The 24659-nt window shown below is 71.5% G+C and carries 24 protein-coding genes; 11 read left to right on the top strand and 13 right to left on the bottom strand.

The window, feature by feature from the left end; translation table 11 throughout:
- Window positions 1-16: 16 nt before the first annotated feature.
- Both O7610_RS11420 and O7610_RS11415 read right to left on the bottom strand, forming a co-directional pair.
- Window positions 17-817: an ABC transporter ATP-binding protein gene (locus O7610_RS11420; protein ID WP_278170321.1), complete on the bottom strand. Its 801-nt coding sequence runs from the start codon at window positions 815-817 to the stop codon at window positions 17-19.
- Entirely contained in the window at window positions 810-1715 is a 906-nt protein-coding gene (locus tag O7610_RS11415) for an ABC transporter permease (protein WP_289213251.1), read from the bottom strand. The genes O7610_RS11420 and O7610_RS11415 overlap by 8 nt, the downstream gene beginning before the upstream one ends.
- 265 nt (window positions 1716-1980) lie before the next feature.
- Here O7610_RS11415 and O7610_RS11410 point away from each other — a divergent pair, with 265 nt between their 5' ends.
- Window positions 1981-2640 (top strand): TetR/AcrR family transcriptional regulator, encoded by a 660-nt coding sequence (locus O7610_RS11410; RefSeq protein ID WP_281550719.1) that lies wholly within the window; start codon window positions 1981-1983, stop codon window positions 2638-2640.
- Here the strand turns inward: O7610_RS11410 and yicI are convergent.
- Genes yicI through O7610_RS11390 form a run of 4 tightly spaced genes read right to left on the bottom strand, consistent with a single transcriptional unit; the run spans window position 2606 to window position 8076 of the window.
- Window positions 2606-4888 (bottom strand): alpha-xylosidase, encoded by a 2283-nt coding sequence (yicI, locus tag O7610_RS11405; protein WP_289213250.1) that lies wholly within the window; start codon window positions 4886-4888, stop codon window positions 2606-2608. The two genes, O7610_RS11410 and yicI, sit on opposite strands and share 35 nt — an antisense overlap.
- Window positions 4889-4911: 23 nt before the next feature.
- A complete protein-coding gene (locus tag O7610_RS11400) occupies window positions 4912-5793 on the bottom strand; it encodes a carbohydrate ABC transporter permease (RefSeq protein WP_281550717.1) in 882 nt (293 codons plus the stop codon).
- Window positions 5771-6706: a carbohydrate ABC transporter permease gene (locus O7610_RS11395; protein ID WP_289213249.1), complete on the bottom strand. Its 936-nt coding sequence runs from the start codon at window positions 6704-6706 to the stop codon at window positions 5771-5773. Before O7610_RS11395 ends, O7610_RS11400 begins: the two co-directional genes overlap by 23 nt.
- Before the next feature lie 59 nt (window positions 6707-6765).
- Window positions 6766-8076, bottom strand: a complete 1311-nt coding sequence (locus O7610_RS11390; RefSeq protein ID WP_289213248.1) for an ABC transporter substrate-binding protein — start codon at window positions 8074-8076, stop codon at window positions 6766-6768.
- Between the two features lie 311 nt (window positions 8077-8387).
- Between O7610_RS11390 and O7610_RS11385 the strand changes: the two genes are divergently transcribed.
- From O7610_RS11385 to O7610_RS11375, 3 genes are read left to right on the top strand one after another with little or no spacing between them, the layout of a single operon-like run.
- Window positions 8388-8978 (top strand): hypothetical protein, encoded by a 591-nt coding sequence (locus tag O7610_RS11385; RefSeq protein WP_289213247.1) that lies wholly within the window; start codon window positions 8388-8390, stop codon window positions 8976-8978.
- A gap of 58 nt (window positions 8979-9036) precedes the next feature.
- The gene (locus tag O7610_RS11380; RefSeq protein WP_289213246.1) at window positions 9037-10443 is read left to right on the top strand and encodes a class II 3-deoxy-7-phosphoheptulonate synthase; all 1407 of its coding nucleotides are present in this window, start codon (window positions 9037-9039) and stop codon (window positions 10441-10443) included.
- A gap of 31 nt (window positions 10444-10474) precedes the next feature.
- The gene (locus O7610_RS11375; protein WP_289213605.1) at window positions 10475-11497 is read left to right on the top strand and encodes a threonine aldolase family protein; all 1023 of its coding nucleotides are present in this window, start codon (window positions 10475-10477) and stop codon (window positions 11495-11497) included.
- Here O7610_RS11375 and O7610_RS11370 read toward each other — a convergent pair.
- Window positions 11494-12384, bottom strand: coding sequence for a deoxyribonuclease IV (locus O7610_RS11370; protein WP_281550712.1), 891 nt, complete (start codon window positions 12382-12384; stop codon window positions 11494-11496). The two genes, O7610_RS11375 and O7610_RS11370, sit on opposite strands and share 4 nt — an antisense overlap.
- 1 nt (window position 12385) lies before the next feature.
- On the bottom strand, window positions 12386-14467 hold the full coding sequence (gene pknB, locus O7610_RS11365; RefSeq protein WP_281550711.1) for a Stk1 family PASTA domain-containing Ser/Thr kinase: 2082 nt from the start codon (window positions 14465-14467) through the stop codon (window positions 12386-12388).
- A 277-nt stretch (window positions 14468-14744) separates the two neighbouring features.
- Here pknB and O7610_RS11360 point away from each other — a divergent pair, with 277 nt between their 5' ends.
- The 5 genes from O7610_RS11360 (at window position 14745) to O7610_RS11340 (ending at window position 17627) form a co-directional block, all read left to right on the top strand.
- The gene (locus O7610_RS11360) at window positions 14745-15086 is read left to right on the top strand and encodes an Rv2175c family DNA-binding protein (protein WP_278174562.1); all 342 of its coding nucleotides are present in this window, start codon (window positions 14745-14747) and stop codon (window positions 15084-15086) included.
- Window positions 15087-15091: 5 nt separating this feature from the next.
- Entirely contained in the window at window positions 15092-15532 is a 441-nt protein-coding gene (locus O7610_RS11355) for a lycopene cyclase domain-containing protein (protein WP_281550709.1), read from the top strand.
- On the top strand, window positions 15529-15921 hold the full coding sequence (locus O7610_RS11350) for a lycopene cyclase domain-containing protein (protein ID WP_281550708.1): 393 nt from the start codon (window positions 15529-15531) through the stop codon (window positions 15919-15921). The genes O7610_RS11355 and O7610_RS11350 overlap by 4 nt, the downstream gene beginning before the upstream one ends.
- Window positions 15922-16236: 315 nt before the next feature.
- Window positions 16237-17448: an RNA-guided endonuclease InsQ/TnpB family protein gene (locus O7610_RS11345; protein ID WP_289213245.1), complete on the top strand. Its 1212-nt coding sequence runs from the start codon at window positions 16237-16239 to the stop codon at window positions 17446-17448.
- 32 nt (window positions 17449-17480) lie between these two features.
- Window positions 17481-17627 carry a hypothetical protein gene (locus tag O7610_RS11340; protein ID WP_281550706.1) on the top strand — a complete coding sequence of 49 codons (147 nt, stop codon included), beginning with the start codon at window positions 17481-17483 and terminating at the stop codon, window positions 17625-17627.
- 22 nt (window positions 17628-17649) lie between these two features.
- Here O7610_RS11340 and O7610_RS11335 read toward each other — a convergent pair whose 3' ends face one another.
- Entirely contained in the window at window positions 17650-18732 is a 1083-nt protein-coding gene (locus O7610_RS11335; RefSeq protein ID WP_289213244.1) for a polyprenyl synthetase family protein, read from the bottom strand.
- Between the two features lie 60 nt (window positions 18733-18792).
- On the opposite strand from O7610_RS11335, the gene metF reads away from it, so the two are divergent.
- Together metF and O7610_RS11325 are read left to right on the top strand one after the other, a co-directional pair.
- The gene (metF, locus tag O7610_RS11330) at window positions 18793-19710 is read left to right on the top strand and encodes a methylenetetrahydrofolate reductase [NAD(P)H] (protein ID WP_289213243.1); all 918 of its coding nucleotides are present in this window, start codon (window positions 18793-18795) and stop codon (window positions 19708-19710) included.
- Window positions 19711-19751: 41 nt separating this feature from the next.
- Window positions 19752-20429 carry a CDP-alcohol phosphatidyltransferase family protein gene (locus O7610_RS11325; RefSeq protein ID WP_278170301.1) on the top strand — a complete coding sequence of 226 codons (678 nt, stop codon included), beginning with the start codon at window positions 19752-19754 and terminating at the stop codon, window positions 20427-20429.
- Window positions 20430-20446: 17 nt separating this feature from the next.
- Here the strand turns inward: O7610_RS11325 and O7610_RS11320 are convergent, their stop codons facing one another.
- The 4 genes from O7610_RS11320 to O7610_RS11305 are packed head-to-tail and all read right to left on the bottom strand — an operon-like array spanning window position 20447 to window position 24659.
- Window positions 20447-22057 carry a phytoene desaturase family protein gene (locus O7610_RS11320; protein ID WP_289213242.1) on the bottom strand — a complete coding sequence of 537 codons (1611 nt, stop codon included), beginning with the start codon at window positions 22055-22057 and terminating at the stop codon, window positions 20447-20449.
- Window positions 22058-22084: 27 nt separating this feature from the next.
- Window positions 22085-23260, bottom strand: a complete 1176-nt coding sequence (locus O7610_RS11315) for a glycosyltransferase family 2 protein (RefSeq protein WP_289213241.1) — start codon at window positions 23258-23260, stop codon at window positions 22085-22087.
- Window positions 23257-24060: a carotenoid biosynthesis protein gene (locus O7610_RS11310; protein WP_289213240.1), complete on the bottom strand. Its 804-nt coding sequence runs from the start codon at window positions 24058-24060 to the stop codon at window positions 23257-23259. The genes O7610_RS11315 and O7610_RS11310 overlap by 4 nt, the downstream gene beginning before the upstream one ends.
- Window positions 24057-24659 (bottom strand): GNAT family N-acetyltransferase, encoded by a 603-nt coding sequence (locus tag O7610_RS11305; RefSeq protein WP_289213239.1) that lies wholly within the window; start codon window positions 24657-24659, stop codon window positions 24057-24059. Before O7610_RS11305 ends, O7610_RS11310 begins: the two co-directional genes overlap by 4 nt.

The following is a 24659-nucleotide window of genomic DNA, read 5'->3' as shown; positions in this document are numbered from 1 at the left end:
GGACACCCGGCTCGGGTCACCTGCGGTTGGCGTACTCCTGGTAGGCCTTGACCACCTCGGTGCTCGGCCCGTCCATGCGGATCACGCCGGACTCCAGCCAGATACTGCGCTCACAGGTGTCCAGAATCGACTTGTTGCTGTGGCTGACCAGGAAGACGGTCCCGGCCTCGGCCCGCAGCTCACGGACCCGTTCCTCGCTGCGCCGCTGGAACGCGGCGTCGCCGGTGGCCAGCGCCTCGTCGATCATCAGCACATCGTGGCTCTTCGCGGCGGCGATCGAGAACCGCAGTCGGGCCGCCATACCCGACGAGTAGGTCCGCATCGGCAGCGACGCGAAGTCGTCCCGCTCGTTGATGCCGGAGAACTGCACGATCCCGTCGTACTTCGCCCGCACCTCCGCCGGGCTCATCCCCATCGCCAGGCAGCCGAGCACCACGTTGCGTTCGCCGGTCAGGTCGTTCATCAGAGCGGCGTTCACCCCGAGCAGGGACGGCTGGCCCTGGGTGTATACCTTGCCCCGGCGCGGCGGCAGCAGGCCGGCCACCGCGCGCAGCAGGGTCGATTTGCCGGAGCCGTTGCTGCCGATCAGCCCGATCGCCTCGCCGCGGTGCGCCACGAAGCTGACGCCGCGGATGGCGTGCACCTCGCGTACCGTCGGGGCCTGCTTGCGGGTCGCGATCCGCCGCAGCGCCGCGACGGGGCTGTTGCGCCCGCCGCCGCCGGTGTTGATCCGGTAGACGACGTGCAGGTTGTCGACGATCACGGTGGGCACCCGGGTGTCGGCCCCGGAAGCCGGTGCGTCCAGCAGGTCAGCCACGGCCGTACTCCTCCTCCGCGCGCCAGAAGTAGATGAAGCCCACCACACCCATCAGCACGGCCCAGCCGCCGGCCGCCGGCCACAGGTACCCGGGCGGGCTGCCCATCGAATCCATCAACGCGTAGCGGACCAGGTCGATGTATACCGCCATCGGGTTGAACTGCAGCACGGTGACCACCCAGCCGGGCAGGTCGCCGGTGAACCGGTCGATGCTGTAGAACACGCCGGACGAGTACAGCCAGGTCCGCATCACGAACGGCAGCAGTTGGGAGAGGTCACTGGTGCGGGCCGCCCAGCGGGCCACCATCATGGCCAGCCCGCCGCTGAACAGCGTCTGCAGCAGCAACGCCGGGATCAGCAGCAGCCAGCTGAGGTCGATCCACTCACCGGTGGCCAGCATGATCACCGCCAGCACGGCCATCGACGGGGCGAGTTGCTGCAACTGCACCAGCACCGAGGTCAACGGCAGGCTGGCCCGGGGGAAGTGCACCGCCCGGATCAGGTTCATGTTGTCGCCGATCGACCGGGCCGAGGTGGTCACCGCCTGCTGGGTGAAGGTGAAGATGAAGATCCCGGTGCAGAGGTACGCGATGTAGTTGTCGATGCCGCGGTCGGTGCCCAGCAGCAGCCCGAAGACCAGGAAGTAGACCCCGGCGTTGGCCAGCGGGGTGATCACCTGCCAGATCTGACCCAGCCGGGCGTTGGTGTACATGGCGATCAGCCGGGCGTTGGAGTACGCCCAGATGAAGTGCCGCCGCGACCACAACTGCTTGACGTAGGCACCCAGCGACGGGCGGGCACCGCTCACCGCCAGGCCGTGTTGTCGGGCCAGCTCGGCGAGGGTGGGCCCGCTGTCCGGTTCCAGCGTCACGGTCGTACCACTGGTTGGCTGCCGCATCCGATCTGTCCTTCCATCAGCCAACGCTGCCGCTCGTGCACACCCGTGCCCCTCTCCGACGGGTACCTCTCGTCCCGGACGCCGCGACGACGGTGCCGCGCGACCCGATGGCACGGGTGGGGCCGGACCGGTGAGGCCGGTTCATGCCCGGCTGCTCATCTTTCATGTCCGATGGCACGGAACGATACCGTCGCGTCCTGACGGAAACGGTAGGGGAGGCGACGACGATACGCAACCGTACCGTCGTGCGGTTACACTGGCTCGAATGCAGGGCGACGGAAAGCGACCGCCGGCGGGCGCGGCGGTACTGCGGGAGGATGTGACGCAGGCGATCCGGGCTGCCGCGTTGCAGGAACTGGCCGCAGTCGGCTACGGCAGGATGTCGATCGAAGCGGTGGCCCGCCGGGCCGGGGTCGGCAAGACCGCCGTCTACCGGCGGTGGGGTTCAAAACTGGAGATGGTCATCGGGATCGTCTCCGAGGTCGCGGTCGGGGTGACCGCCGTGCCGGACAGCGGCTCGCTGCGCGGTGACCTTGAGCTGGTGCTGACCATCGCGGCCCGGGCGTTGCGGCATCCGTTGGCCGGGCAGATCGTGCCGGACCTGCTCGCCGAGGCGGCCCGCAACCCGGCGATCGCGCAGACCCTGCAGGCAGCCCTGCGGGACAACCAGCGGGGGATCGGCACCCTGGTGACGAACCGGGCGGTGCGGCGGGGCGAACTGCCCGCCGACACCGATCCCGACTTCGTCGTCGACCTGATGGTCGGCCCGCTCTACTGGCGGCTCGCGGTGGCCCGTACCCCGCTGCCGCGCGGCTACGTCGCCCGGCTGGCCGCCTCGGTCGCCGGTGCCCTCACCGCCGGGGCGGCAACGGACCCGGCGGCCAACCCGGCTACCGGTCCGTCAGTTCCCCCTGCCACCGGCTGATGTCGGCGGCCACCTCCCGGACCTCGCCGTGGCCGACCAGCTGCACCCGCCACGGCAGGGCCGGCCCGGCGACCCGGTCCGCGGTGACCGCCGTGCCGTGCCGGGCGACCACGAACCGGGCGGCCTCGGACCCGTCCAACGCCGGCACCGACACCTGCACCTGTTGCCCGTCGGCGAGCTGGTACACCGCCAGGGTCACCCCGTCGACGTACGGGTAGTCCGGTCGGTCCGCGTTCGCCCCGAGCGGCAGCACCGTGCCGGGGCGCACCAGCACCGGCACCTGGTCGAACCCGACCGTCCGGCGCACCCAGCCCGGGCCGGTGACCTCCTCACCGGTCTGCAGGTGGGTCCAGGTGCCGGCCGGCAGGTAGAAGTCCACCTGCCCGTCGGCCCGGAACGCCGGCGCCACCAGCAGACTGTCCCCGAGCAGATACTGCCGCTCCAGATGGGTCACCGCAGGGTCGTCCGGGAAGTCGGCGACCAGTGGGCGCATCACCGGGATCCCGTCCCGATGGGCCAGTACCGCCTGACCGAACAGGTACGGCATCAGCCGGGCCTTGAGCCGGGTGAAGACCCGCAGCACGTCGACCGCCTCTTCGTCGAACGTCCACGGCACCCGGTAGGTCTGGCTGCCGTGCAACCGACTGTGCGAGGAGAGCAGCCCGAACGGGATCCAGCGCTTGAACACCTCCGGCGCCGGCCGGCCCTCGAAACCGCCGATGTCGTGACTCCAGAAGCCGAATCCGGACATCGCCAGCGACAGCCCGCCACGCAGGCTCTCCGCCATCGACTCGAAGGTGGATTCGCAGTCACCGCCCCAGTGCACCGGGAACTGCTGCCCGCCGGCGGTCGCCGACCGGGCGAACAGCACCGCCTCGCCCTCGCCGCGGTGCTCCCGGAGCAGGTCGAACACCGTCCGGTTGTACAGGTGCGTGTAGTAGTTGTGCATCCGTTCCGGGTCGCCGCCGTCGTGCCAGACCACGTCGGTCGGGATCCGCTCACCGAAGTCGGTCTTGAACGCGTCGACGCCCATGTCCAGCAACGCCCGCAACTTGTCGGCGTACCAGCGTCGGGCGTCCGGGTTGGTGAAGTCGACCAGACCCATCCCGGCCTGCCAGAGGTCGCACTGCCAGACGTCGCCGTCTGCGGTCCGGACCAGGTAGCCCCGCGCCGCCCCCTCGGCGAACAGCGCCGACCGCTGCGCGATGTACGGGTTGATCCACACGCAGATCTTCAGGTCCCGCTTGCGGAGCCGTTCGAGCATCAGCTCAGGCTCGGGAAAGACCCGCGGATCCCATTCGAAGTTCGACCAGTGGAACTCGCGCATCCAGAAACAGTCGAAGTGGAACACCGACAGCGGCAACTCCAGCTCCGCCATGGTGTCGATGAACGAGCTGACCGTCTGCTCGTCGTAGGAAGTGGTGAACGAGGTGCTCAGCCACAGCCCGAACGACCAGGCCGGCGGCAGGGCCGGGCGGCCGGTCAGGGCGGTGTACTTGCGCAGGATCTCGCGCGGCGTCGGGCCGTAGATGACCAGGTACTCCAGGCTCTGCCCGGCGACGCTGAACGACACTCGGGAGACCACCTCGGAGCCGACTTCGAACGAGACCAGTCCGGGGTGGTTGACGAACACCCCGTACCCGCCGGTGGTGAGGTAGAACGGGACGTTCTTGTACGCCTGCTCGCTGCTGGTGCCGCCGTCCTCCTGCCAGATGTCGACCACCTGACCGTTGCGGACCAGCGGACCGAACCGTTCGCCGAGTCCGTACACCGTCTCGCCGACGCCGAGGCTGAGCTGTTCCCGCACGTACGACCCGTCGTCGGTGTCCAACGCGGCCATGCTCTTGTAGCCGCTGCCGGTGAGCACCCGGCCGGCGGCCACGAACTCGAGCCGCCAGCTGTCGCCCCGGGCGAACCGGGCGGTCAACTCACCCGAGGTGATGCTGGCGTACTCGGCCTCATCGGTCACCTGGACGTCGGTGTCCGGCTCGATGGCCAGGGCGAAGTCCGGATGCCGGCGCCGCCGGCCGAGGAAGTGTCCCACCTGGACGGAAATCACGTCGGGAGCGGGGGAGGTGCAGCGTACGGTGAGCAGCGGCTGGTTGAGGGTGTCGCCGCGACCGGTGATCCGTCTGGTCGGGGCGTACACCGTCAGTGCCGACGGCTCGACCTCGACGTCGTGCACCTGAGCCGGATAGAGCGGCCGTACGCCGTCGCGCATCCGCCAGTAGCCGTTGCTGAATTTCATCGCACTCTCTCTCGGGTCAGGTCCTACTTGACCGCGCCGGCCATCACACCCCGGGTCAGGGTGCGCTGGAAGATCAGGAAGAACAGCACCGCCGGCACGATGCCGAGCAGCGCTGACGCGCTGGTGGTGGTGGCGTCCATCATCCGGTCTCCCTGCAGGACGCCGAGCGCGACCGGAACCGTCTGCTTGTCGTTGGAGATCAGGAAGATCAGCGGCAGGAAGAACTCGTTCCAGGTCCAGATGAAAAAGAAGGTGAACAGCACCGACAGGGTCGGCCAGCTGGTCGGCACCACCACCTTCCACAGCACCCGCCACTTGCCCGCCCCGTCCATCGCGGCGGCCTCCAGCAACTGTCGCGGGAAGTCCCGGAACACCGAGGAGAGCAGATAGGTGCCGAACGCCGCCTGGATCGCGGTGAAGATGATGATGACGGCGATCCGGCTGTTGTACAGACCAACCTGTTTGGACAAATAGTAGAGCGGGTAGACCAGCGCCTCCTGCGGCAGCAGGTTGGCCAGCAGGAAGAACATCAGGAACGCGATCCGACCCCGCAGGCGACCGATCCCGATAGCGTACGCGTTGAGCACCGAGATCAGCACCGCTAGTACGGCGACCGTGGCGCTGATCAGGAAGCTGTTCCACAGCTTCTCGCCGAAGTCGACCCGGAACCAGAAGTCGACGATGCCGCGCAGGTAGAGCTCACCGGGTAGCGAGAGTGGACCATCCGCGGCGTACTCGGCCGGCGCCTTGACCGCGTTGAGGGCCACAACCAGGAACGGCGCCAGCACCAGCAGGGTGAGCACGGTCAATGCGGTCAGGACGGTCGACGCGGTCAGCCGGCCGGGCCGGCCGCGCCGGGCAGGTGGGGTGGCGGCGACCATCTCAGCTCCCTTCCAGGCGCTCATCGCGGGTCTGGATCCGCAGGAACACATAGGTCAGTATCATGATGATGACGGTCAGTACGGTGGCGATCGCCGCGCCGTATCCGGCGTTGGCCTTCTCAAAGAAGTTCTGGTAGGCGAAGTACGACGGCACCAGGGTGGCGTTGCCTGGACCACCCCGGGTCAGCACGAAGATCTGCCCGAAGATCTTCAGCGCGGCGATGGTGGTGGTGACCAGTACGACGTAGATCTCCGGCTTGATCTGATGCACCGCGATCCGGGTGAAGCGCTGGAACCAGCCGGCACCGTCGAGATCGGCCGCCTCGTAGAGTTCCGGATCGACCCGCTGCAGGCCGGCCATGAACATCACGACCGGGTAGCCGAGCTGGAACCAGACCATCACCGCCATGACGCTGAACAGGGCGTAGGCCGGGTCGCCGAGCCAGTTCTGGGCGAGGGCGCCAAGGCCGACGCGGTCCAGGATCGAGTTCAGCGCGCCGTAGCTGGGGTGCAGGATCCAGCCCCAGACAATGCCGGTCACCGCGACCGGCAGCACCTGCGGCAGGTAGAGGCCGGACCGGAAGACGCTGGCCGTACGTGGGCCGATGCGTTTGGCCACGTAGTCGAACAGGACCGCGGCGAGGAACAGGCCGAGCAGCGTCGGCAGCACCGCCATCGCGAGGATGATGAACCCGATGTTGCGGAACGAGACCCAGAAGTTGGTGTCGCGCAGCAGCCGATCGTAGTTGTCGAACCCGATCCACTCCGGCGTCCCGACACCGGACCAGCGGGTGAAGCTGATCCCGATGTTCATCAGCAGTGGCACGACGATCACGGCGAGGAACAGCACGATCCCGGGGAGCAGGAAGGCTACGTATCCGTAGTCCGCTTTCCGGTGACGGGAACGGGGGTGGGGGCGGGTGAGCGGCTTAGCCATGGAACCTCCCGGAGCGGACCGTGCGCCGGGGACCGGCGTCCCCGGCGCACGGTCGTCGCTCACTCGCCGATGCTGGCCAGGTTGTCGTTGTACGGCTTGGCGATCTCGTCGAGCACCTCGTCCGGCGACTTGCTGCCGTTGATCAGCTGCTGGACCCCGGCGACCAGGACGTCGTAGTAGCCCGGTGCCGGCCAGTCCGGGTAGAAGGCCAGCCCGTCGGAGTCGTTGAGCGTGTTGAAGTTCTCGATCAGCTCCTTGGCCTTCGGGTTGGTGATCGCGGCCGGGTCCGCGGCCAGCGGCACCCCGCCGGACTCGCCGAGCAGGTTCTGGATGTCCGGCTGCATGGTGATGTCGATGAAGTCGTAGGCGAGGTCCTTGTTCTTGGCGTTGCTCGGCACCACCCAGATGTTTCCGCCGGAGCCGGGGTGCAGGTCGCTGCCGGGGAAGAGGAAGGTGCCCCACTCGAAGTCGGTGATCTCGTCGCTCATCCGGCCGTACCACCAGCTGCCGGAGATCATGATCGGGAAGCTGCCCTGGGTGAAGGCGACGCCCATGTCCTCGGCCTTGATGCCGGCGGAGTCGGCGCCGATGTAGCCCTTGTCGACCCACTCGGCGAACGTGGTGGCCGCGTAGCTGAACTCCGGACCGTGGAAGTCGACCGGGTTGGCGTACAGCTGAAAGTCGTCGACAAAGGACCGGTCGGCCCGGGTCAACGCCAACTCGTAGAGGATCTGCTGGGCCGGGTACTCGGCGCCGCCGACCGAGATCGGAGTGACGCCGTTGTCGACGAAGGTGTCCAGGACGCCTTCGAACTCGGCGAAGGTGGTCGGCACCGACAGGTCGTACTCGGCGAACATGTCCTTGTTGTAGTAGACCATCACGAATTCGCCGTAGTTGGGGATGCCGTACCAGGTGTCGCCACCCATCACCCCGTTGCCGTCGTACCTGCAGGTGGTGGCGACGCTCGGCGAGATCATCTCGTCCCAGCCGCGTTCGGCCACCACGTCGCTGAGGTCGGTGAGCAGGCCTTGCTTGGACAGCAGACCGGCGCTCGCGTTGCCCTTGTTGTACTCCAGGATGTCCGGGCCCTCGTCGGAGTTGAGGATCATGCCGGCGTTCTGCCGGATCTGCTCAAAGCCCTTCTCCTCGTAGACCACGGTGACGCCGGGATGGCTGGCCTCGAACTGCTTGATGGCTTCGGCCCAGGCGATGCCCATGGCGCTGTTGACGCCTTCGTAGTGCCACAGGCGCAGGGTGCTGCCGTCGCCGCTGTCGTCGGCATCGGCGCCGCAGGCCGACAGGGTCAGGGCGGTAGCGGTGAGTGCGGCGGCTATCAGGGTGCGGGTGCTTGTTATCTGTCGACGGAACATTTCCAGCCTCCTCGCGGGTGTGCCGCAGGGGCGGCGCGGTGCGGGCGCCGCCACGGGGACAGGGGTCGGGTGAAGGTCACGGACCGCGGTGAGGCCGCCCGCTGGCGGCGGGGGCTCGAACGCGGCTGATCGGTGAAGGGGGCGACTTGGTTGTCGAAACGCTTCGACGAAGCGATTCGACAAGGAAGCTACGACTGTGTTGACGGCATGTCAATCCCATGACGGATCAGTTTCCGCCGGTCCGGTCGTAGACTCGGCGGCTGGTGACGGCGGCCTGCCGCGACATCGGCCAGCGGCACGGGAGGGATCGAATGCGGACCAGCGCGCTGCGGATGCGGACCAGGTCGCTACCAGCCTGCGGCATGGCCGTCGGCACCCTGGCCCTGCTGATATCGACGGCCACCGGCTGCACCGTCAGCCCGCAACCACAGCCGGAACCGACCGGGACGGACGTGCCTATTGGTGCCGAAGAGTCCCGGCGGCTCGTGCAGGACTACCTCGACGCGATGGTCGCCAAGGACCTCGACAAAGGGCGCGCCCAACTCTGCGCCGCGACTCAGGAGATCTTCGACGCGAGCGCCACCGGCCCCAACGGCGACTTCGCCGAGTCGGTGATGGTGGAGCAGGGGGAGATCGTGGCTTCCCGGCCGGTCCCGGTCGGCCACGAGGTCACCGCCACCGTCACCGCTGCCGTCGGATCCACCACGCTCCGGGCCGGGCCTGAGACGATCCAGGTCCGTCTCGTGTTCACCGTGACGCCGGTCGGCGCCGGTGACGGCGACTGGTGCATCCACGACGAGACAACGGCGCCGACGGACCAGCCCAGCGGTGCCGGCACCGCCCCGGCTAGCGGACCACCTCCCGCCCCGGCGGGCGAGCCCGGCACCGCCCCGGCGGGGTGAGCCCGGTGCCGGCCCGGCCGGCGGGTCCGTCGCCGCGCCGCCGGTCTAGGCTTTGGCCATGGGCCAAGAATGGCATCAGTTGAGCTACCCGTCGGTCGGGCACCCGAGCCTGCAGACCAGCCGTCCCGCCGCCAACTCGGTCGAGGACGAGGCGTTCGGACTGGACCGGTGGCGTGGCCTGCCCCGGGCACAGACACCGCCCTGGCCGGATCCGGCCGTCGTCGACGAGGTGTGCCAGGTGCTGGGCAACGTCCCGTCGGTGGTCGCCCCGTACGAGGTCGACCAGTTGCGGGAGCGGCTGGCGCTGGTCTGTGACGGCAAGGCCTTCCTGCTGCAGGGCGGCGACTGCGCCGAGACCTTCACCGACAACACCGAGAGCCACCTGCTGGCCAACGCCCGTACCATCCTGCAGATGGCGGTGGTGCTGACGTACGGCGCGTCGCTGCCGGTGGTCAAGGTGGCCCGGGTCGCCGGTCAGTACACCAAGCCCCGATCCGCGCCGACCGACGCGCTCGGGCTGCCCGCGTACCGCGGCGACATGATCAACTCGCTGGACACCACGGCCCAGGCCCGGATCGCCGATCCGCAGCGGATGATCCGGGCGTACGCCAACTCCGCCGCCGCGATGAACATGCTCCGCGCCTACCTCGCCGGTGGGCTGGCCGACCTGCACGCGGTGCACGACTGGAACAAGGGGTTCGTCAAGCGGTCCCCGGCCGGCGAACGCTACGAGGCGATCGCCCGGGAGATCGACCGGGCGTTGGCGTTCATCCAGGCCTGCGGGATGACCGACGACGAGGCGTTGCGGACTGTCACCCTCTACTGCTCGCACGAGGCGCTCGCGCTGGAGTACGACCGGGCGCTGACCCGGATCTCCGGCGAGCGCCCCTACGGACTGTCCGGGCACTTCCTGTGGGTCGGCGAGCGGACCCGGCAGATCGACGGCGCGCACATCGACTTCATCTCCCGCATCGCCAACCCGATCGGCGTCAAGCTCGGCCCCGGCACCAGCCCCGAGCAGGCCCTCGAACTGTGCGAGAAGCTCAACCCGGACAACATCCCCGGCCGGCTCACGCTGATCAGCCGGATGGGCAACCACAAGGTCCGCGACGCGCTGCCGCCGATCGTGGAGAAGGTCACCGCCGCCGGTGCCCGGGTGGTGTGGCAGTGCGACCCGATGCACGGCAACACCCACGAGTCGTCCAACGGCTACAAGACCCGACACTTCGACCGGATCGTCGACGAGGTGCTCGGCTACTTCGAGGTGCACCGGGGCCTGCTGACCCACCCCGGTGGTCTGCACGTCGAGTTGACCGGTGAGGACGTCACCGAGTGCCTCGGCGGCGCTCAGGCGATCGAGGACATCCACCTGCCGGACCGCTACGAGACCGCCTGCGATCCGCGGCTCAACACCCAGCAGTCCCTGGAGCTGGCCTTCCTGGTCGCGGAGATGCTCCGTGGCTGAGCCGACCCCGCTCGGCAGCGCCGCCGGGCCGGTGGTCGACCTGCGGTCGGACACCGTCACCCGGCCGACGCCGGGGATGCGGGCGGCGATGGCCGCCGCCGAGGTCGGCGACGACGTGTACGGCGAGGATCCGACGGTCAACGCGCTGGAGTCCGAGGTCGCGGCGATGTTCGGGCACGAGGCCGGACTGTTCGCCCCGACCGGTACGATGGCCAACCAGGTCGCCCTGCAGACCCTGGTGCCGCCCGGCGGCGAGTTGCTCTGCGACGCCGACGCACACGTGGTCACCTACGAGGTCGGTGCTGCGGCGGCGTACGGCGGGATCTCCTCGCGGACCTGGCCGGCCGCCGGCGGTGACCCGGACCCGGACCTGGTCGCGGCGATGATCCGGCCGGCCGGCTTCGGCGCGGTGCCGACCCGGGCGGTCGCCGTCGAGCAGACCCACAACCGCTCCGGCGGGCAGATCATCGGTACGCCGGTGCTGCGCCGCCTCCGCGAGGTGACCGCCGCGGCCGGGGTGGCGCTGCACTGCGACGGTGCCCGGATCTGGCACGCCCACGTCGCCGACGGCGTGCCGCTGGCCGACTACGGCGCGTTGTTCGACACCGTCTCGGTGTGCCTGTCCAAAGGGCTCGGCGCACCGGTCGGCTCGGTGCTGGTCGGCAGCGCCGAGCGGGTCGCGGCCGCCCGCGTCCTGCGTAAGCGGATGGGCGGCGGGATGCGTCAGGCCGGGGTGCTCGCCGCCGCCGGGCGGTACGCCCTGGCGCACCACGTGGACCGGCTCGCCGACGACCATGTGCGGGCGGCCCGACTGGCGCAGGCGTTGGAGCCGTACGGTGTGGCGTGCCCGGACCAGGTGCGCAGCAACATCGTCGGTCTCGATCTGACCAAGACCACGCTGGACGCCCCGGCACTGGCCGAGGCGGCCCGGGCCGACGGGGTGCTGGTGTCGGTGCTCGGGCCGACCGCCGCCCGGCTGGTCACACACCTGGACGTCGACGACACGGCGGTGGACCGGGCGGGCGAGGTGCTCGGCGCCATTCTGCGCCGCTAGCGCACAGTCGCCGCCTCGACCAGGCGACGCAGCGTCGCGACGTCGGCGGCGTGCCCGACGTGCTTCTCGCTCGGCGTCTCGACCAGCACCGGCACGCCGGCAGTGGCCGGATGCCGCATCAGCTCGGCGAACGCCGCCTCGCCGATCATGCCCGCGCCGATCGTCTCGTGCCGGTCCCGGGTGGACCCGCAACCGTCGCGGGAGTCGTTGGCGTGCACCAGCCGCAGCCGGTCCGCCCCGACGGCGTCGACCAGCGCGTCGATCGTCGCGGTCATGCCACCCGGGCCGGCCACGTCGTGCCCGGCGGCCCACGCGTGGCAGGTGTCGAAGCAGACGCCCATCCGGGGATGCCAGTCCACCGCGGCGAGGTACGGCCGCAGATGCTCCACCCGGGACGCCAGCGACCGGCCGCCGCCGGCGCTCGGCTCGACCAGCAGCATCGGTCCGTCGGCGGCCTCGGCGGCGTCCAGCAACGGCAGCAGCGCCTCGCGGACCTGCCGCATAGCGGTGTCGGCGTACCCGTCGTCGACGGCGCTGCCGGCGTGGAAGATGACCGCCTCGGCGCCGATCGCCCGGCCCCGGCGCAGCGCGTGCGCCAGGGTCGCGGCAGAGCGTTCCACCGTGGCGGCGGTCGGCGATCCGAGGTTCACCAGCAGCGAGGCGTGGATGTACGCGCGCAGCCCACGCTCGGCGCAGCCGTCGCGGAACGCCACGTCCTGGGCCGGGTCGCCGTCGGGCATCGCCCAGCCGCGCGAGTTGCCGATGTACACCTGCACCACCTCGGAGGCGGCCGCGTCGGCGTACGGCAGCGCGGCTCGGGCCAGCCCGCCCGAGGTGGGCGTGTGCGAGCCGACCGGCCGGTGCCCGGCGGAACCGTCGACCGACATCTCAGAGACAGCCGATCACGATCTCGGTGCCGGGCGGCACCTCGGACCCGTCGTTGGGGCTCTGGTAGCGGACCGTGCCGTTGGGGTTGAAGTCGACCCGGACCGGGAAGCCCAGGCCCTGCAGTTCGGCCAGCGCCTCCTGACATGGCCGGTCGATCATCCTCGGCACGACGACCGCCGGCGGGCCCTCGCTCACCCTGAGCTTGATCTCCGTACCCTCTTCCACCCCGGCGCCGTCCGCCGGCTCCTGACCGATGACCTGGTCCTTCGGCTTGTCCGACTCCTCGGAGGCGACCAGCGGCTCGAGCTTGAGCTCCTCCAGCATCCGCCGGGCCTCGTCGACGTCGAGCCCCACTACGTTGGGCACGGTGATCGGGGCCCGGCCCTTGCTGACCGTCACCTTCACCACCTCGCCGGCCTGCACCTCGGTGCCGACCGGCGGGTCGACGGCGGCCACCACGCCGGCGGGCAGGTTGTCGTCGTACCGGTCGGCCGCCTGCTCCAACACCAGCTGCGCCTTCTCCAGGTCGACCCGGGCCAGGTCGAGCGTCTTGCCGACCACGTCGGGCACCGCGTAGCGCTCGGGACCGAGGGAGAAGGTCAGGGTGATCTCGCCGCCGCGGACGATCCGGCCGTTGCTGGGCGGATCCTGGGCCAGCACCAGATCCCGGGCGACGTTCTCGTCGTGCCGGGGGTCGGCGACGCTGATCGTGAGGCCGCGCTGCGCGGCCAGTGCCTGTGCCTGCGCCTGGTCGAGGCCGACCATGCTGGGCGCGACGGTGTACCGGCCGGCCCCGAGCCACCAGCCGCCGACCCCGAGTAGCAGCAGGAACACCAGCGCCCCGGCGATCGCCGCCAGCCGGGCCCGCGGGTTCTCCACCAGCCGGTCCCGCAGCCCGCCCAGGCCTGCGCCGCCGGGCTGCTCGGTGCTCTTCGCCCGGCTCCGCTCGGTGCTGCGCCGCCGGCCGGGAGCCGGGTCGGCTCCGCCGCTGGCCATCACCGGTGGCCCACCGGCGGCGGCCGAGCGGACCACGGTGCTGGAGGCGGCCCGTCGGCGCGGTGCCGACCGGTCCCGTCGGTCCTTCGGCTCCGGCAGTCGGGCCCAGGACGGGCGCTCGGCCTCCGGCACCGGCGAGACCGCCATCGTGGGCTGCGCCAGTTGGCGCAGCACCGCCGTATTGGCGCTCGCGTTGCCGAGATCGTCGCGGACCACCTGGACGTCGGACAGCAGCGCTCCGGCGTCGGTGGGGCGTTCACCCGGATCCCGGCGGGTTGCCCGCACGACCAGGTCGTCGACCATCGCCGGGACACCCGGCACCGACTGCGACGGCGGTGGCACGTCCTGGTCGACGTGCTGCCAGGCGACCTCCGCCGGGCGGTCACCGTCGTAGGGCACCCGACCGGTGAGCATCTCGAACAGCACGATGCCCGCCGAGTAGACGTCGGTACGCGGATCGGCCCGGCCCTGGGTGACGAGCTCCGGCGCCACGTACGCCACGGTGGCCATCAGTTGACCGCCGCCGGCCTCGGCGCTGGCCTGCACCGCCTGGGCCAGGCCGAAATCGGCGACCTTCACGACGCTGTCGATCAGGTTCCCGGCGCCGCCGGTCGGCGCCTCGGCGACCAGCACGTTTTCGGGTTTGACGTCGCGGTGCACCAGGCCGGCCCGGTGGGCGGCACCGATCGCTGCCAGCATCTGCTCCAGGATCGCCAGCGCCTCGCCCGGGTTGAGCCGCCGTCGCTCGGCCAGCACGTCGCGCAGCGTCCGGCCCCGGACGTACTCCATCACCAGGTACGGCAGCCCGAGGTGGGTGCCCTGGTCGTAGACGGCGACCACGTTGGGGTGGGTCAGCCGGGCGATGGTCTTGGCCTCGTCGGTGAACCGGTCGAGGAACCCGGCATCGCGACCCTGCACGTCGTTGAGCTGGGTCGGATGGATGATCTTCAGCGCGACGGTGCGCTCGAGCCGTTCGTCGGTCGCCGTGTACACGGTCGCCATGCCACCCCGCGCCACCCGGGCACGGATCCGGTACCGCCCGTCGATCAACGAGCCCAGCAGCGAGTCGGCGACCTGTGTGTCCATCGGCAGGCAGTCTATGCGGCCGCAGGGGGAGGGCAGAACTCCGATCAGGCCGGGTCCGCCGAACCGGGCCAAACCGTTACCTGCCGGCAGCGCACGGCAACCAACTGGCAACCCGCCCAGGCCCACCGAACGGCGACCCGGCGCGGCGCAACCGGACGGGCCCCTGGCGCGCCAGGACGGGGTCAGTGGTGCCGGCGGGGCTGGTGCGTGGCAGGGTGGTGACGTGACAGATCCCGCCTCGACCCCAGCGCCGCCGGCCCCCGGTGGGACCGGGCCGGTGACCGTCGGCGAGCCGGCCGGTTGGCTGACCCTGCCCGATGTCGCCGAACGCCTCGACGTGACGATCAGCAAGGTCCACCAGATGATCCGGGACCGGGAGCTGCTCGCCGTCCGCCGCGACGGGGTCCGCCGGGTGCCGGCCGAGTTGGTGGCCAACCACACCGTACGCAAGCACCTGCCCGGCATCCTGACCCTGCTGCACGACGCCGGCTTCTCCGACGAGGAGATGCTGGGCTGGCTGTACCGGCCGGACGACTCGCTGCCCGGCACGCCCGCGACGGCGCTCGGCGGCGACCGCGCCCGCGAGGTGAAACGTCGGGCACAGGCCGAGGGTTTCTAACCGGCATGGGTCAGCTCAGCTACCTGGCGGTGCTGGCCGGCTGCCTGTTCGCCGCGATCTGGCTGGAGCCGGTGCTGCGGGTCAACGTGCTCCGCCGGTGGCGTCGGCTGTCTTTGACCCTGCTGGCGGTGGTGGTGGTCTTCGCAGCCTGGGACCTGGCCGCGATCGCCGCCGGGCACTGGAGTTTCGACCCCGCCCAGACCACCGGTGTGCTGCTGCCCGGCCGGCTGCCACTGGACGAGCTGCTGTTCTTCGTGGTCGTGCCGATCTGCACGGTGCTGGGGTTCGAGGCGGTCCGCGCGGTGCGTACCCCGCCCGGCCGCCCACGCCGCCCCGACGACCGCTGGTCGGCCGGCGACGAGGCCGACCACCGGCCGGCGGGCGACGAGGCCGACCGCAGTCGGGGCGGCGACGGGGCCGATGCCGGCCGGCGGCGAGTCCGGTGAGCTACACCGTCGCCGCGCTGCTCGGGGTGGTGGCCGCCGTGCTGGTCGACCTCGTGGTGCTGCGCACCCGACTGGTGCTGCGGGCGGTCTTCTGGGCGACCTACCCGATCATCGTCGGCTTCCAGTTGCTCTCCAACGGGATCCTGACCGGCCGTGCCATCGTGCGCTACGACCCGGCCGCCATCGTCGGGCTGCGGATCGCGTACGCGCCGGTCGAGGATCTGCTGTTCGGATTCACGATGGTGCTGTTCACCCTCTCGGTGTGGGTCTGGCTGGGGCGGCGTGGCGTGCAGCGCACCCCGGCGGCCGGCGAGGGCGACTGGCTGCTCGCCCGGCTGCGGCGGCGTCCGGGGCGCCGGCCCGGGGACACCGGCAGAGACGAGCACTGACCGGAAACTGCTATGCAATTCAACCGATTTGTTTACGGCAAAGTCCGTCACGATGTGACGCATTGATTTACGTCATCTGATCGTCTATCGTCCGTACTGCGGTCGCGCGAACCTGCCTATACCCCCGTTCTGTTCTGCCCGAAGGGGAGAAATCTATCATCGGATGCCTTCCGTGGATACTCCGGCGTTGCGGCCGGGGAGGAAACGGAACCCCTGCGGAGCAGGACAGGGAAAGCCGATCCGCCGCCAAGGCGGATCGGCGTCCACCCCACACGCGACCCCACGGCTCACGACCGAATCGCTAGACTGTGGACTGTGTCCAGGACCGTGAAGCGGGCGTTCAGGTACCGCTTCCACCCCACCCCCGGGCAGGCCGCCGAGCTCGCCCGGACGTTCGGTTGTGTCCGGCTGGTGTACAACATGGCGCTGGCCGCCCGCAGCGAGGCGTGGACCCTGCGTCGGGAACGGGTCACCTACAACGCCACGTCGGCGATGCTCACCGGGTGGAAGAAGACCGACGAACTGGCGTTCCTCAACGACGTCTCCTGCGTCCCTCTGCAGCAGGCGCTGCGGCACCTGCAGACCGCGTTCGCCAACTTCTGGGCGAAACGGGCCCGGTACCCGACGTTCAAGTCGAGGAAGCGGTCGCGGCGGTCGGCGGAGTACACCGCCAGCGCGTTCCGGTGGCGCGACGGTCGGCTGACCCTGGCGAAGATGTCCGATCCGTTGGACATCGTGTGGTCCCGACCGCTCCCGCAGGGCGCGGCGCCGTCGACGGTGACCGTGTCGCAGGACCCGGCGGGCCGCTGGTTCGTCTCCCTGCTCTGCGACGACCGGATCGACCCGGCCCCGGCCACCACCGCCGTGGTGGGGGTCGACGCCGGCCTCGACAGCCTGTTCACCCTGTCCACCGGGGAGAAGATCCCCAACCCGAGACATGAACGCCGTGACCGCGATCGGCTGGCCCGCGCCCAGCGGAACCTCGCACGCAAGGCCAAAGGTTCGGCGAACCGGGCCAAGGCCCGGCTGGCGGTGGCCCGGGTTCATGCCCGGATCGCCGACCGCCGCCGCGACCACCTGCACAAGTTGACCACCCGGCTCGTTCGTGAAACCCAAACGATCGTGATCGAGGACCTGACCGTCCGCAACATGATGGCCAACCACCGTCTGGCCCGCGCCATCTCCGACGCGGCCTGGCGGCAGTTCCGCAGCATGCTGGAGTACAAAACGGACTGGTACGGCCGCGATCTGGTGGTCGTGGACCGCTGGTTCCCGTCGACCCGACTGTGCTCGGACTGCGGCGAACTGGCTGGCCGGATGCCGTTGGCGGTCCGGTCGTGGACCTGCCGGTGCGGGCAGGCCCATGACCGGGACGTCAACGCGGCCCGCAACATTCTCGCGGAGGGGCTCTCCGTGACTGCCTGTGGAGGCGGTGTAAGACCTCACCGGGAGTCCTCCTCTCGGACGGGGCGGTCGTCGGCGAAGCAGGAACCCCCTGGGGCGACCCAGGGAATCCCCGTCCCTTAGTGCGGGGAGGATTGTCAAGGGAAAGGTTCGACATGTTCGCCAACAGCTACCGGCTGCGGTTGCCCAGGGACAACATCTCCACCTGCACCGTCCCGTCCGGGTACACCTACGACCTGGTGACCAACCGGCTCAACACGTGCAGCCCGAACAACTTCGCCAACAGTTACCGGCTGAGCTGAGCCGGTCTGGCGTGGGCGGCGGTCAGCCGGTACGGGTGGTCGCCGCCACCGCCAGATCCCGGAGCACCTGCCCGGCCTCGGGCTCGACCGGCACCGGCGCCAACGCGGTCAACGCCCGCTCGGTCAGCTCGGTGATCCGTGCCTCGGTGACGGCCAACGCGCCACTGGCGACGATCACCTCGCGCAGCCGTTCGATCCCGTCGGCGTCGAGCGCCGGATCACCGAGCCGGTCGTCCAGCAACCCCCGGCCGGCCGGCGACGTCGTCCGGTACGCGGACGCCACCAGGAAGGTACGTTTGCCCTCCCGCAGGTCGTCGCCGGCCGGCTTGCCGGTGAGCGCCGGATCGCCGAACACCCCGAGTACGTCGTCACGCAGCTGGAACGCCTCACCGAGCGGCAACCCGTACCCGGAGTAGCCGGCGGCGACGGCGGCCGGCGCGTCGGCCAACGCCGCGCCCAGCAGCAGCGGCCGCTCCACGGTGTACTTCGCCGACTTGAGCCGGGCCACCTGGGTGGCCCGGTGCACCGAGGTGTCGCCGGTGAACTGGGTGAGCACGTCCAGGTACTGCCCGACGGTGACCTCGGTGCGCATCTCGTCGAAGACCGGCCGGGCCCGCCGCAGCATCCCGTCGGTCAGCCCGGCACCGTGCAGCAGCTCGTCGGACCAGACCAGGCACAGATCGCCCAGCAGCACCGCCGCCGAGGCACCGAAGCCGTCCGCCGGCCCGCGCCACCCGCTGCGCCGGTGGTGCGCGGCGAACCGCCGGTGGATCGACGGCTCGCCGCGCCGGGTGTCCGAACCGTCCACCAGATCGTCGTGGATCAGGGCGCTGGCCTGCACGAACTCCAGCGCCGCCAGGGCCGCGACCACCTCGGGTGAGTCGCCGCCGCCGGCTCCCCGGTAACCCCAGTAGCCGAACGCCGGCCGCAGCCGTTTGCCGCCGCCGAGCACGAAGTCCTCGATCGCCGCGGCCACCGGCAGCAGCGCCTCGTCGACGTCGCCCAGCCAGCGTCGCCGGCCCTGGAGGAAGTCGGCCAACGCCCGGTCGACACGTCGACGCAGGTCGGCCCGGTCGGTCGGCGCGACCGTGATGCTGTCTGCCACTCCCTGACGCTATCGGCTGGTCGATGCGCCGCCCGCAGGCCACCCGGTACAGTCGGCTGCGTGGCTCTCGGTCTACCGTCCGTACTCCCCGGCTCGCAGCCGTCGATCGGGGAGCTGATCCGCGCCGGCCAGCCGACCTTCTCGTTCGAGTTCTTCCCGCCGAAGACCCCCGCCGGCGAGCAGTTGCTCTGGCAGGCGGTCCGCGAGCTGGAGCCGCTGCGGCCGTCGTTCGTGTCGATCACCTACGGCGCCGGTGGCACCACCCGGGACACCACGGTCGACGTCACCGAACGGATCGCCACCGAGACGACCCTGCTGCCGATGGCGCACCTGACCGCCGTCGACCATTCGGTCGCCGAGCTGCGCAACGTCATCGGCCGGCTGGCCGGTGCCGGCGTGCGCAACGTGCTCGCCGTGCGGGGCGACCCGCCCGGTGACCCGACCGGGGAGTGGGTGGCCCACCCGCAGGGCGTGCACTACGCCGAGGACCTGGTCCGGCTGGTCCGCGAGTCGGGTGACTTCAGCGTCGGCGTGGCCGCCTTCCCGTACAAACACCCGCGCTCGCCGGATATCGCCACCGACACCCGGTACTTCGTCCGCAAATGCCGGGCCGGTGCGGACTTCGCGATCACCCAGATGGTCTTCGACGCCGACGACTACCTGCGGCTGCGGGACCGGGTCGCGGCGGCCGGCTGCGACACCCCGATCCTGCCCGGTGTGATGCCGGTCACCAAACTGGCCACCATCGAGCGCTCCGAACAGCTGTCCGGTGCCCCGTTCCCGCCGGCGCTGGCCGCCCAGTTCGCCCGGGTCGCCGACGACGCCGACGCGGTCCGCCGCCTCGGCATCGACCAGGCCAACCAGCTCTGCCAGCGGCTGATCGACGAAGGCGTGCCCGGTCTGCACTTCATCACCATGAACCGGTCGACGGCCACCCGCGAGGTGTGGCTCAACGTCGCCGCCGGCACCCGGGCGTGACCGGCCCGCCACCCGAGCCGTCCCGCAGCGGTTGAGCTGTCGTGGAGACCCGGCTCAACTGGCAGGACTACGCCGTCACCTGGGCACGGCTGCACGGCGGTTTCGACCCCCGCACCGCCACCCCGGTGGTGCGCTACTGGCTGCGCGCCGCGCACGCCGTCGCAGACCTGCTCGGCCGGGCCAAGGTCGGCCCGACCGCGGTCACCGCCGCCGGAGTGCTGCTCTGCCTCGGGGTGCCGGTGCTTGCCCCGCGCGGCGGTCCCGGCCTGCTCGCCGCCGCCGGCCTGGTGCTGCTGGCCGCGGTCGCCGACACCGTCGACGGCGCGCTGGCCGTGGTCACCGGCCGGACCACCCGGCTCGGCTACGTCTACGACTCGCTCGCCGACCGGGCGGGTGAGGCGTTCTGGCTGCTCGGCTTCTGGCTGGCCGGCGCCCCCGGTCCGCTGGTCGTCGCCGCCGGCACGCTGTCCTGGCTGCACGAGTACCTGCGGGCCCGGGCGGCGGCGGCCGGCATGCGGGAGATCGGCGCGGTGACGGTCGGGGAACGACCGACCCGGGTCAGCATCGCCCTGGTCGGCCTGCTGCTGGCCGGTGCCGCCGCGCTGATCGCACCGGACCTCGCCGCCGGGGTGCTCACCCTGGCAACCTCGGTCTGGGTGCTGCTCGGCCTGTTCGGGCTCAGCCAACTGTTCACCGCCGTCCGCCGCGCCTTGGCCTGACGGTCCTGGGCGTTGGTTCAGCGGCCGGCCGGGCCGATCCGGTCGGCGACGATCTGCGCTGACAGGGTCACCATCGGCAGCCCGCCACCGGGGTGCACCGACCCGCCGACCAGGAACATTCCGGCCGCCGGTGCCCGGTTCGCCGGCCGCAGTAGCCCGCCGGCCGTACCGTAGATCGACCCGCCCGGGGTGCCGGTCGCCGCGGCCAGGTCCGCCGGCGTGCGTACCTCGCGGAACAGCAGCCGGTCCCGCACGTCCACCCCCCGGTCGGCCAGCACCCGCAGCACCTGATCGGCGTACGCGTCGGCCAGACCCGGCCGGTGCCAGTCCACCCCGGCCAGCGACAGGTCCTGGCGGGCCGCGTTGACCAGCACGAACCACGCCTCGTGGCCGTCCGGCCGGGCCGCCGGATCGTCGGCGACCGTCACGAAGATCGTCGGGTCGGTGGCCGGCCGGGCCGGCCGACCCCGTCCCGGATCGCCGAACACCGCGTCGAACTCGGCGTCGTAGTCGCGCGGGAAGAACACCGTGTGGTGGGCCAGCTCCGGGGTACGGCCGCGCACCCCGAGCAGCAGCACGAAACCGCCGAGGCTGCGGTCGGCCAGTCGGGTCAGCCGCCGGGCGTGCGGCAGCAGCTCCCGGTAGACCCGCGACGCGTCCACGTTGGCCACCACCACGTCGGCCGGCACCGGACGGGTCTCGCCGGCCACCCGGACGCCGTGCACCCGGCCGCCGGCCGCGTCGATCGCGGTGACCGTCGACCCGGTACGCACCACCACGCCCAGGTCCAGGCAGCGGGACAGCAGCGCGTCGGCGAGCGCCCCCAGCCCGCCCCGCACGTACCAGCCGCCGAAGGTCAACTCGGCGTACGGCACCGCGAGCAGCGCCGCCGGCGCCCGCCGTGGGTCCGCGCCGGTGTAGGTGGCGTAGCGCTCCAGCAGGGTCCGCAGCCGCGGGTCGCGGACCTCGCGACGCAGCATCCCGCGCAGGCTGCGGCCGGGCGCGACCGCCGCCAGGTCGCCGAGCCGGTACGCCATCCGCGCCATCGCCAGCGGCGAGCCGACCTCCCGGCGCAGTACGTCCCGCCAGGAGGCGTCCCAGATCCGTCGGGCCCGCCGCCACACCCGCTGCCAGTCGTCGGCGGCCTCGTCACCGAAGGCCACCGCGATCCGTTCGGTGAACGCCGCCGGGTCGGCGCACGAGTCGAGCCAGCGCGGGTCGGGCCGCCCGCCCAGTTCGCCGGGCCCGCTCAGTTCGCCGGGCCCGCTCAGTTCGCCGGGCCCGCTCAGTTCGCCGGGCCCGCTCAGTTCGCCGGGCCCGGTCGGTTCGCCGGGCCCGGCCGGGAACCGGTGCCGCACGATCGGATCCAGCTCGACCAGGTCGAGCACCTTCTCCAGTGGTTCGCCGGTGCTGTCGAACAGGTCGGCGAAGACCTGCGGCAGGGTCAGCAGGCTCGGCCCGGTGTCGAAGGTGAACGCACCGGCGGGGGTCTGTCGGGTCCAGCGGGCCAGTTTCCCGCCGACGGTGTCGGCCTGTTCGATGACGGTGACGTCGTGCCCGCCGTGGGCCAGCCGGATCGCGGCGGCCAACCCGCCGACCCCGGCGCCGATCACCACCACCCGGCTCATCGGCGCTCCTCCTCACAGCAGTTTCGGTCAGGGCAGGGCCACCGGGCGACCGCGCCAGGCGAGGCGCCGTCGCTTGCGCAGATAGTAGGACCGGATCACGAGCCAGCCGAGCAGCGCGACCGAGATCGGATGTGCCAATCCGTCCGGCATCGCCCGGCCGCCGGTGGCCCGGGCGGTGAGCGCCCGTCCGGTCACCCCCAGCCCGTACCCGACGGCACCGGCCGCGACCAGCACCGTCGCCGCCGGACCGGCCCCGGTGGCCAGCCCGGCCAGCCCGACGACGCAGAGCACCGGCGGGGCCGCGTACAACGCCAACAGTCCGGCCACGACGGCGGCCGCGCTGGCCGGCGACGGCAGCGACGCCCACAGCGACTTGGTGTAGCCGGCGGACAACTCCCGCCAGGACCCGTACATCCGGCAGGTCGCCAACGCCGAACCGTCGGCCAGGGCGATCCGCCCACCGGCCCGCTTCACCGCCCGGGCCAGCCCGACGTCCTCCAGCACCTGGTCCCGCACGGCGGCGTGCCCGCCGGCCCGCCGGTACACGTCCCGGTCGACCAGCAGGAACTGCCCGCCGGCGGCGGCCAGTGAGGTACGCGGCGAACGTTCCATCGCGCGCAGCGGCAGGAACGTCAACCAGCTCCACTGCAGCAGCGGCTGCACCAGCCGCTCGCCGACCGACCCGGCGACGATCCTCGGGTACGGGCTGAGCAGCTGCGCCGGCACAGACCGCAGGGTGCCGACGGCGGCGGCCACCGCCCCAGGGGCGAGGACCACGTCGGCGTCCACGAAGACCAGCACCCCGGCCGGTGCGGCGGGGACCGCGTCGGCAAGCTGCTGGCAGGCGTGCGGCTTGCCGAGCCAGCCGGCCGGCAGCGGCGCGCCGGTGATCAGCCGTACCCGGGGGTCGTCGCCGGCCACCTCGGCGACCACCTCGGCGGTACCGTCGGTCGACCCGTCGTCGAGCACCACGATCCGCCAGTCGGTCAGCTGCCGTTGGGCGAGCAGCGCCCGCAGGCACGGAGCCACCCGCTCGGCCTCGTCACGCAGTGGCAGCAGAATCGACACCGGCTCGGTCACCCGGGCTGCCGGGCCGGGCCGGCGCAGCCAGCGCAGCGTGTTGACCAGCGTCGCCGCGGTCAGCGCCAGCAGCACCGCGACGATGCCGAGCGCACCCGCCGTAGCCGCCGTCCACCAGGTCATGTCGCCTGCCGTGGCGGGCGTCCAGCAGGTCCAGTCGCCCGTCGCGAGCGGATCAGTGTCACCGCGAACGGCACCGCCACCAGCCCCATGCCGAGCCCGCCCCAGCCGGCCGAGGCGGGCAGTCCGAGGAACACCGCGTGGGCGAGCAGACTCGACGCGTACGTCCACAGGTACAGCGCGTACATCGGGGCGTCCACCGGCCCGTCGGCACAGTGGGCGGCGACCCCGGCGGTACGCTGCAGCAGCGTCATCATCACTGCCGCAACGGCCAGCCAGCCCAGGTAGTTGCCGACCGGGACGTCCGGCACCCCGGGCAGCGCCGGGTCGGTGTCCAGCCAGGTCCAGTGGCCTTCGGTGACCATCTGCGGGTCGAGGAAGAGGTCCCAGGCGGCCAGCGCGACCGCGCCGACGGCGATCCGGGCCACCACCGGGCGGACCAGCCGCACCGCGACCAGCCATGCCGGCCAGGCCATCCAGGTCCAGGCCAGCGGGATGACCACCGGTACGCCGAGCAGCTTCGGCCCGAGCGTGCCGGCGTAGTCGTAGCCGCCGAACGGGAACCCGGTCGCCACCCCGCAGGCCTCAACCGCCAGCCCGCCGCCGGTGGTGACCAGCAGCAGCGCGGCGGCGCTGCGCGGCCCCCGGGTCAGCCAGGCGTGGCCGACCGACAGGACGAAGCCGATCACCACGGTGGCGACGGTCAACCCGGCCCGGTTGCCGCCGCCGGTCAGCGGGTAGCCGATCTGGGCCAGCACCAGCAGCGCCAACATCGCCCAGGGCAGCACCCGTCGTGCGCTCATGACCGGCGCGGCTGCGGGTCCGTCGTCGGTCCGGCCCCCGCAGCCGGTGCTGCCTGCGGGTGGGGCAGCGGGAGGGTGCGGCCGAGCACCGCGAAGGCCCGCTCGTCCCCGGGGAAGTGGAAGTTGCGCAACACGTCGACGTAGCCGAACCGCCGGTACAGCCGCCAGGCCCGGGACCGCTGCTCGTCGGCCTCCGGGGTGGACAACAGGGTGGTCGCTCCGGCGGCCATCCCGAGCAGGGTACGCAGCTGGTGCGCGCCGATTCCGTGCCCCTGCGCCTGCGGGTGCACGTGCAGCTCCACCACTTCGAAGCAGTCGGTGAGCCAGGTGCCGCGGGCGGTTTTCGGCAGCGCGCCGCGTACCTGGTCGTGCCACCACTGCCCGGCGGCCGACCGGTAGCCGTAGCCGAACCCGGCGAGCGCGCCTTCGGCGGTGAGCGTGGCGACCGCCCGGAATCCGGGGCGCCGTACGTGGGTGGCGATGTAGCCCCGGCGTACCTCCAACAGCTCGGCCCGGTAGTTCATCGCCTCGCCGTACACGGTGACCACGTCGTCGAGCCGCCGCAGCAGGTCGTCCGGCAGCCACGGCACCAGCCTCAT

This window comes from Solwaraspora sp. WMMA2065, assembly GCF_030345075.1.
GTDB lineage: Bacteria > Actinomycetota > Actinomycetes > Mycobacteriales > Micromonosporaceae > Micromonospora_E.
Note: the sequence above shows the minus strand (reverse complement) of the source record. Positions and strands in the feature narration are given on the sequence as shown.

Coding starts and splice junctions, on each gene's coding strand:
- O7610_RS11355 (WP_281550709.1), top strand. CDS start 15,092: ATGGGTCAGCTCAGCTACCTGGCGGTGCTGGCCGGCTGCCTGTTCGCC.
- O7610_RS11410 (WP_281550719.1), top strand. CDS start 1,981: ATGCAGGGCGACGGAAAGCGACCGCCGGCGGGCGCGGCGGTACTGCGG.
- O7610_RS11385 (WP_289213247.1), top strand. CDS start 8,388: ATGCGGACCAGCGCGCTGCGGATGCGGACCAGGTCGCTACCAGCCTGC.
- O7610_RS11315 (WP_289213241.1), bottom strand. CDS start 23,260: ATGACCTGGTGGACGGCGGCTACGGCGGGTGCGCTCGGCATCGTCGCG.
- O7610_RS11305 (WP_289213239.1), bottom strand. CDS start 24,659: ATGAGGCTGGTGCCGTGGCTGCCGGACGACCTGCTGCGGCGGCTCGAC.
- O7610_RS11400 (WP_281550717.1), bottom strand. CDS start 5,793: ATGAGCGCCTGGAAGGGAGCTGAGATGGTCGCCGCCACCCCACCTGCC.
- O7610_RS11380 (WP_289213246.1), top strand. CDS start 9,037: ATGGGCCAAGAATGGCATCAGTTGAGCTACCCGTCGGTCGGGCACCCG.
- O7610_RS11370 (WP_281550712.1), bottom strand. CDS start 12,384: ATGTCGGTCGACGGTTCCGCCGGGCACCGGCCGGTCGGCTCGCACACG.
- O7610_RS11320 (WP_289213242.1), bottom strand. CDS start 22,057: ATGAGCCGGGTGGTGGTGATCGGCGCCGGGGTCGGCGGGTTGGCCGCC.
- O7610_RS11395 (WP_289213249.1), bottom strand. CDS start 6,706: ATGGCTAAGCCGCTCACCCGCCCCCACCCCCGTTCCCGTCACCGGAAA.
- O7610_RS11310 (WP_289213240.1), bottom strand. CDS start 24,060: ATGAGCGCACGACGGGTGCTGCCCTGGGCGATGTTGGCGCTGCTGGTG.
- pknB (WP_281550711.1), bottom strand. CDS start 14,467: ATGGACACACAGGTCGCCGACTCGCTGCTGGGCTCGTTGATCGACGGG.
- O7610_RS11415 (WP_289213251.1), bottom strand. CDS start 1,715: ATGCGGCAGCCAACCAGTGGTACGACCGTGACGCTGGAACCGGACAGC.
- O7610_RS11340 (WP_281550706.1), top strand. CDS start 17,481: ATGTTCGCCAACAGCTACCGGCTGCGGTTGCCCAGGGACAACATCTCC.
- yicI (WP_289213250.1), bottom strand. CDS start 4,888: ATGAAATTCAGCAACGGCTACTGGCGGATGCGCGACGGCGTACGGCCG.
- O7610_RS11390 (WP_289213248.1), bottom strand. CDS start 8,076: ATGTTCCGTCGACAGATAACAAGCACCCGCACCCTGATAGCCGCCGCA.